The organism is Stenotrophomonas sp. 2YAF22, assembly GCF_052114665.1.
Taxonomy (GTDB): Bacteria; Pseudomonadota; Gammaproteobacteria; order Xanthomonadales; family Xanthomonadaceae; genus Stenotrophomonas; species Stenotrophomonas indicatrix.
The window spans coordinates 1-6,912 of sequence record NZ_JBFRFE010000181.1 but is presented as its reverse complement, the minus strand read 5'-3'; the positions used below and the strand labels follow the sequence as shown (position 1 = coordinate 6,912).

Annotated in this window: 8 protein-coding genes; all 8 read left to right on the top strand. The window is 66.4% G+C overall.

Translation table 11 applies throughout. The features are described 5' to 3' along the window. Nucleotides 1-222 precede the first annotated feature (222 nt). Nucleotides 223-516 (top strand): LysM peptidoglycan-binding domain-containing protein, encoded by a 294-nt coding sequence (locus AB4Y84_RS09220; protein ID WP_025878595.1) that lies wholly within the window; start codon nucleotides 223-225, stop codon nucleotides 514-516. 47 nt (nucleotides 517-563) lie between these two features. Beyond that, on the top strand, nucleotides 564-1,067 hold the full coding sequence (locus AB4Y84_RS09215; protein WP_025878596.1) for a hypothetical protein: 504 nt from the start codon (nucleotides 564-566) through the stop codon (nucleotides 1,065-1,067). Between the two features lie 356 nt (nucleotides 1,068-1,423). Further along, the gene (locus tag AB4Y84_RS09210) at nucleotides 1,424-3,646 is read left to right on the top strand and encodes an NADP-dependent isocitrate dehydrogenase (protein ID WP_442250034.1); all 2,223 of its coding nucleotides are present in this window, start codon (nucleotides 1,424-1,426) and stop codon (nucleotides 3,644-3,646) included. Between the two features lie 363 nt (nucleotides 3,647-4,009). Next, the gene (locus tag AB4Y84_RS09205; protein WP_223496890.1) at nucleotides 4,010-4,957 is read left to right on the top strand and encodes a hypothetical protein; all 948 of its coding nucleotides are present in this window, start codon (nucleotides 4,010-4,012) and stop codon (nucleotides 4,955-4,957) included. Continuing rightward, nucleotides 4,950-5,498, top strand: coding sequence for a GTP-binding protein (locus AB4Y84_RS09200; protein ID WP_025878599.1), 549 nt, complete (start codon nucleotides 4,950-4,952; stop codon nucleotides 5,496-5,498). The genes AB4Y84_RS09205 and AB4Y84_RS09200 overlap by 8 nt, the downstream gene beginning before the upstream one ends. Continuing rightward, nucleotides 5,491-5,907 (top strand): roadblock/LC7 domain-containing protein, encoded by a 417-nt coding sequence (locus tag AB4Y84_RS09195; protein ID WP_032976421.1) that lies wholly within the window; start codon nucleotides 5,491-5,493, stop codon nucleotides 5,905-5,907. The genes AB4Y84_RS09200 and AB4Y84_RS09195 overlap by 8 nt, the downstream gene beginning before the upstream one ends. A 52-nt stretch (nucleotides 5,908-5,959) precedes the next feature. Then, nucleotides 5,960-6,319 (top strand): hypothetical protein, encoded by a 360-nt coding sequence (locus AB4Y84_RS09190; RefSeq protein ID WP_025878601.1) that lies wholly within the window; start codon nucleotides 5,960-5,962, stop codon nucleotides 6,317-6,319. A gap of 145 nt (nucleotides 6,320-6,464) precedes the next feature. Then, nucleotides 6,465-6,912: isocitrate dehydrogenase kinase/phosphatase AceK regulatory subunit (locus tag AB4Y84_RS09185; RefSeq protein WP_442250032.1), on the top strand; the 448-nt coding region annotated here is incomplete at its 3' end.

The window sequence follows — 6,912 nt, the reverse complement described above, 5'->3', positions numbered from 1 at the left end:
CCGCGCGGAGCCCGCGTCCAGGCCAAGCCGGCCAGCGGCCGGCACTACCGTCGGGCTGCGTTGTGACGGGTAGCGCCGGGCCATGCCCGGCGAGCCCAGCGGTGGCGTTCCGCCTCGATTGTTCAGCCGCCCCGGGGGGCGGCTTCACATCGGCACCATCCCCATTTAACAACCTCTATGACACCGTGCCAGCCATGTAGTCATACAGACGGGAGTGTGTGGATGAGTACCGAGAAGAAAGCCGATTTCTCCGGCGTCAGTGGCAGCGTCGACAGTACCGCCCAGCAGGTCCCCAAGGCGGACTTTTCCGGCGTCAGTGCTTCGGTGGACAGTACCGCCGAGGTGGTCAGYGGTGGCACCTACACCGTGCAGAAGGGTGATTCGCTGTCGAAGATCGCCAAGCAGCACCTGGGCGATGCCAACGCCTGGAAGAAGATCTTCGAAGCCAACCGCGATGTGCTCGACGACCCGGACAAGATCTTCCCGGGCCAGACCCTGAAACTGCCGCCGAAGTAATACCGGCGATCCAATCGCCGTCCGAACAATCCTTGGAGGAATCCCGAATGATCAAGACGACCCCGCTTCAGAATGCCCTGCTGGCCGCGCTGCTGGGCAGCGTCGCCCTGGTGGGCTGCAAGAAGAAGGAAGAGACTGCAGACAACAACGCGGCTCCGGCGGCAACCACGCCGGCCGAGGCGCCCGCTCCGATGACCGGCGCGCCGCCGCCGATGGCTGCATCGGCCGTGGCGGTATCGGCGGTCACTGTCGGCAAGACTGCCGCAGCTGACAAGTCGGTGACCACGGCTGCCCTGTTCGCGCCGAAGGACGATGTCATCGTCTCGGTGAAGACCGATGGCGCGGCCAACAATGTCACCGTCGGCGCCAAGCTGACCTTCCAGGATGGCCAGGTGGCCGGCGAGCAGAACGCGACCCTGAACACCAGCGGTGCAGAGACCACCAACATCACCTTCAAGAATGCCAATGGCTGGCCGGCCGGCAAGTACCGCGCCGAAGTCATGGTTGATGGTAAGGCGGCCGGAACGCCGCAGGAGTTCGAGGTCAAGTAAGTCCCGCCGACTCTCTCCCGGTTGGACTCACGATGGACGCAGCCGCGAGGCTGCGTCCTTTTTTGTTGGTGGCTTTGCGGGAAGGCCTCATCCACGCATGGCGTGGATCTACCTGGGCCTTGCACGCGGCATCATCTCCATCCACGCCACGCGTGGATGATGGATCACAGCGTTGCCAGGGTGCAGTACCGCCGCGTATGGCACGGCTTTGCCCCGCGCGGCTGAAAACGCGACAATGCAGGGGTTTCCCCGACGCGCGCCCACCCTGACGGCGGCGGGGAAAGTGACACGGTTGCACGTGGCCCGGCGCTGGCGCCGGCCTTCCCCTGAGCACTGCTACAGAGTCCAAGTCCCCCATGTCCAAGATCCTCTACACGCTGACCGACGAAGCACCGTTCCTGGCCACCCAGTCGCTGCTGCCGATCGTCGACGCCTATACCTCCACCGCGGGCATCGCAGTGGAAACCCGTGACATCTCGCTGTCCGGCCGCATCCTGTCGCTGTTCCCGGAACTGCTGAGCGATGCGCAGAAGGTCAACGATGACCTGGCCGAGCTGGGCCAGCTGGCGACCACCCCCGACGCCAACATCATCAAGCTGCCGAACATCTCCGCCTCGGTGCCGCAGCTGAAGGCCGCCATCAAGGAACTGCAGGACCAGGGCTATCCGCTGCCGGATTACCCGGAAACCCCGGCCGACGACCAGCAGCGCGACTACAAGGCGCGCTACGACAAGGTCAAGGGCAGCGCAGTCAATCCGGTGCTGCGCGAAGGCAACTCCGACCGGCGCGCGCCGCTGTCGGTGAAGRACTACGCCCGCRAGCACCCGCACCGCATGGGCGCCTGGGCGTCCGATTCGAAGTCGCACGTTGCGCACATGGACGCGGGTGATTTCTACGGCAGCGAGAAGTCGGCCACCCTGGCCAACGCCGGCGCGCTGAAGATCACCCTGCACGGCAAGGACGGCAGCGCCGTCGTGCTGAAGGAAAAGACCGCGGTCAAGGCCGGTGAGATCGTCGACGCGGCAGTGATGAGCCGCAAGGCGCTGGCCGCCTTCATCGATGCGCAGATCGAAGACGCCAAGTCGCAGGGCGTGCTGTTCTCGCTGCACCTGAAGGCGACCATGATGAAGGTCTCCGACCCGATCATGTTCGGCGTGGTCGTCAACGAGTTCTACAAGGACGTGCTCGCCAAGCACGCCGACACGCTCAAGCAGGCCGGTTTCGATGCCAACAACGGCATCGGTGATCTGGTCGCGCGCCTGCCGTCGCTGCCCGAAGCCACCCGTGCCGCCATCGAAGCCGACCTGCAGGCCGAGTACGCGCAGCGTCCGGGCCTGGCCATGGTCAACTCGGACAAGGGCATCACCAACCTGCACGTGCCGAGCGACGTGATCGTCGACGCCTCGATGCCGGCGATGATCCGCGACTCCGGCAAGATGTGGAATGCCGAAGGCAAGCTGCAGGACACCAAGGCGGTCATTCCGGACCGTTGCTATGCCGGTGTGTACCAGGCTGTCATCGACGACTGCCGCAGCAACGGTGCCTTCAACCCGGCCACCATGGGCTCGGTGCCCAACGTCGGCCTGATGGCGCAGAAGGCTGAAGAGTACGGCTCGCACGACAAGACCTTCCAGATCGCTGCCGACGGCGTGGTCAAGGTCACGGATGACGCCGGCAACGTGGTGTTCGAACATGCCGTGGAAGCGGGCGACATCTGGCGCATGTGCCAGACCAAGGACGCGCCGATCCAGGACTGGGTCAAGCTGGCCGTCGAACGCGCGCGCCTGAGCAGCACCCCGGCCGTGTTCTGGTTGGACGCCGCCCGTGCCCACGATGCGCAGGTCATCGCCAAGGTCGAGACGTACCTGAAGGACCACGACACCAACGGCCTGGAGATCCGCATCCTGCCGCCGGTGGAAGCGACCACCTTCTCGCTGGCCCGCATCCGCAAGGGCGAGGACACCATTTCGGTGACCGGCAACGTGCTGCGCGATTACCTCACCGATCTGTTCCCGATCATGGAGCTGGGCACCAGCGCCAAGATGCTGTCGATCGTGCCGCTGATGGCCGGGGGCGGCCTGTTCGAGACCGGTGCTGGCGGTTCGGCGCCGAAGCACGTGCAGCAGTTCGTCGAAGAGGACTACCTGCGTTGGGACTCGCTGGGTGAATTCCTGGCCCTGGCCGCGTCGCTGGAGCATCTGGGCAACCGCTACGACAACGCTGCCGCCCGCGTGCTGGCCAAGGCGCTGGACGAGGCCAACGGCCAGTTCCTGGACAACGACAAGTCGCCGTCGCGCAAGCTCGGTGGCATCGACAACCGTGGCAGCCACTTCTACATCGCCCTGTACTGGGCGCAGGCCCTGGCAGCGCAGAACGAAGATGCCGCACTGCAGGCACGCTTTGCTCCGCTGGCCAAGGCGCTGGCCGACAACGAGCAGAAGATCGTTGACGAGCTGATCGCGGTGCAGGGCAAGGCCGTGGACATCGGCGGCTACTACCGTCCGGACGTGGCGAAGGCCGCTGCCGCGATGCGTCCGAGCGCGACCTTCAATGCCGCGCTGGAGCAGCTGCGCGGCTGATTCATCGCCGCCCGGTGGTGACCTCGAAACCCGCGCTCCGGCGCGGGTTTCTTTTGCCCGGTTGTCGCCGGCGCACATCCACGCATGGCGTGGATCTACCAGAGCGTCCATCCAAGTGGCATGGATCCACCCGGGCGCCCATCCATGCGCGGGCGGGGAGCGGCAGAAAACCGTGAAATCCGTCATCTGTCGGAATGCCGTCAACACGGCATGAAACTTGCCCGCGATGGCCGTCGCAGAACGGACGCGTGCGTGTTCACCATTGCCGTCAATATGAGCAGTCGATCACGACGATGGCGGCAAGCCATGGCCTAGCCTTGGCGATGCGAGACCGCCGGGGAGGTGGTCGCACGGGGAACACGGATGGCACGCGTGCTCGTAGTGGGAACCGATATCCAGGGCGAACAGGCCCTGCTGCAACGGCTGCGGTTGGCCTCGGCGCTGCCCGACGGGCAGATACGCCGCAGCCAGGACCTGGACGACTGCGACCTGCTGGTGATCCGCGATACGCCAGCTCTGCGCAACGCGGCACTGCGCATGCGCCAGCAGCGCCCGCGCCTGCACTGTTGGATCGAGGACCTCGGCGGCCAGTTGCGCGAAGGCGATGGCGGCCAGGACGTACTGGATGATGGCGCGATAGGACGGGCGCTGCGCGGCATGCAGGCCGGCACCGAAGCGACGCCGATCCGCCTGGCTGACGGCGCGCATGCGATCACCCGCCTGCTGCGCGAGCGGCTGCCATCGCGGCAGGGCCAGGCGCTGCTGGGCGAGGGCGCAGAGCCGCTGCTGCTGCTGGATCTGGAGCAGGACCAGGCGGTACTGCTGCACGAACCGGCCACGGTGCTGGTGGAACGGCTGGCGCAGGGCTTCGAGCACCTGTATCTGGATGCGCTGCTGCCGGCGCAGCTGCAGGCACTGGCGGGTGACCGCACGCGACTGCCGTTGCGTCCGTTGCTGTGGCAATGGGCGCAGCGCAGCCGTCACTGGCAGGCGTTGGATGAGCGCCTGCGCGGGGCGTCGGTGAAGCTGCTGCGCTGGCCGGACTTCCGCGTGCTCGGCCACGATCACGATGGCTTCCGTCTATGTTCGCTGCTGCTAAAGCGTGCCTGCACGGTGGACGAATGCGCGATGCTGCTGGATCTTCCCGCCGCCGCCGTGCGCGATTTCATCCACGCCGCCTACCTGTGCGGCTATGCGCAGCTGCAGGTCGCACCTGCAGTACCGCTGGCGGGTGCGCGTGCCAGCACTGCCGACAACGGCCTGCTCGCACGCCTGTGGCGCACGCTGCGCGGGAGTGATCGCGATGCGTGAGCACAAGGTGGTGGTGCTCGGTGGCATGGGCAGCGGCAAGTCGACATTGGTACGCAGCATCGCCGCCGGTGCGGTGGTCGACACCGACGTAGCCAACAGCGACCGCGCGGGTGCCGACAAGGCTTCGACCACGGTGGCGCTGGACTATGCCGATATCGACCTGCCCAACGGCGAGAGGCTGCGCCTGTATGGCACGCCTGGCCAGCAGCGCTTTGATTTCCTGTGGCCGATCCTGCTGCAGGGTGCGCGCGGTGCGGTGTTGCTGCTGGACGCGCGCCGTGCCGGGGTGGCCGCCGAGCTGGACGCCTACCTGCAGGTGCTGCGCCCGTTCGGTCCGGCATTGGCCCTGGTGGTGGCGGTGACGCATCTTGACCAGGTGCCGGCAGCGGCACTGGATGACTGGGCCGAGCGCGCCCGGCTCGATGGCCAGCCGCTGCCGTTGCTGGCGGTGGATGCCCGTGATCGCGAACAAGGACTACTGCTGATGGACGTACTGATGAGCGAAATGGAAGCGCATGCACTGGTGGCCGCACATGGCTGATGGACAAGGCGCGCCGTTGCCGGACGCGCAGCAGCGCGAGCGCCTGCAGCCGCTGCTGCAGGACCTGCAGCAGCGGGTGGAAGGGGTGCGGACCGTGGTGCTGGCCAGCGTCGATGGCTTTGCCCTGGTCAGTGCTGGTGCGGAGGGGCGTGGCGAACGCCTGGCGGCGATGACCAGCGCGATGCTGGCCCTGGCTGCAGCAGTGGGGCGCGAACTTGCGCTGGGCGATCTGCAGACACTGATGCTGGAGGCTGCCGGTGGCAAGGTGCTGATGCTGGCCATCCAGGCCGAGGGGCGAGCGCCGCTGCTGCTGATGGCGGCCTGCGACCAGCGCAGCGTGATCGGCCAGGTGCTGTGGCAGAGCAGGGAATGTGGCCAGGCGATCCTGGCCGAACTCAGCGGATCGTGAGCCCGGCCGCAGGGGAACGAGGGGCTCGAACCAACATTGAGAGGGGTGCAACGTGGCTGGATTGAATGATTCGTTGACTGCACTGATGGGTATCGATGGCGCGCAGGCCGTGGCGCTGGTCGACTACGAAAGCGGCATGCTGCTGGGCGAGGCCGGTTCGGGCATGGACATGGAAGTGGCGGCGGCCGGCAACACCGAAGTGATCCGCGCGAAGATGAAAACCGCCGCCTCGCTCAACCTCAACGATGGCATCGAGGACATCCTGATCTCGCTCGGCAAGGCGTATCACATCATGCGCCCGGTGGCGAAGAAGAAGGGCCTGTTCTTCTACATCGTGCTGGACCGGACCAAGTCCAACCTCGCCCTGGCGCGGCGCAAGGTGCAGGACGTGGAGGCCGAACTGGCTATCTGAACGGTAGTGCCGGCCGCTGGCCGGCAACTGCCTGCATCCAGGGGTTGCCCAGACGGTGCCGACCAGCGGGCGGCACCGTCTGCACGCTCGACGACATCACACACGCCAGCGTATGGTGAGGTCGGTTCCCCCGGATACGTCGTGCATGTCCGATCCTGTCACTGCAACCGAACTGGCGCCGCGCATCGCCGACGCCATCCGCGATGGTTTCGAGCAGTATCACGCCCGCTTCGCCGCGATCACGGCGCGTGCCCGGGTGCGTTTCCAGCAGCGCGACTGGGCGGCGGCGCGCCACGATGCGGTGGAGCGCATCGCCCTGTACGACCAGTGCATCGCCGAGCAGATGGATGCGCTGCGGCGGCTGGCCGGTGACGCCATCAGCGAACGCGCGCTGTGGCTGCAAGTGCACGCGCACTTCAGCGCCCTGCTGCAGGGCCTGATCGACGCCGAGCTCTACAAGACCTTCTACAACACCCTGTCGCGGCGGCTGTTCGCCATCCGCGGTGTGGATCCGGAAGTGGAGTTCATCGCCTTCGATGTCGAGCCCTCCGATGCGATCACCCATCCGGTGGCGCGGCACACCTACGCGGTAT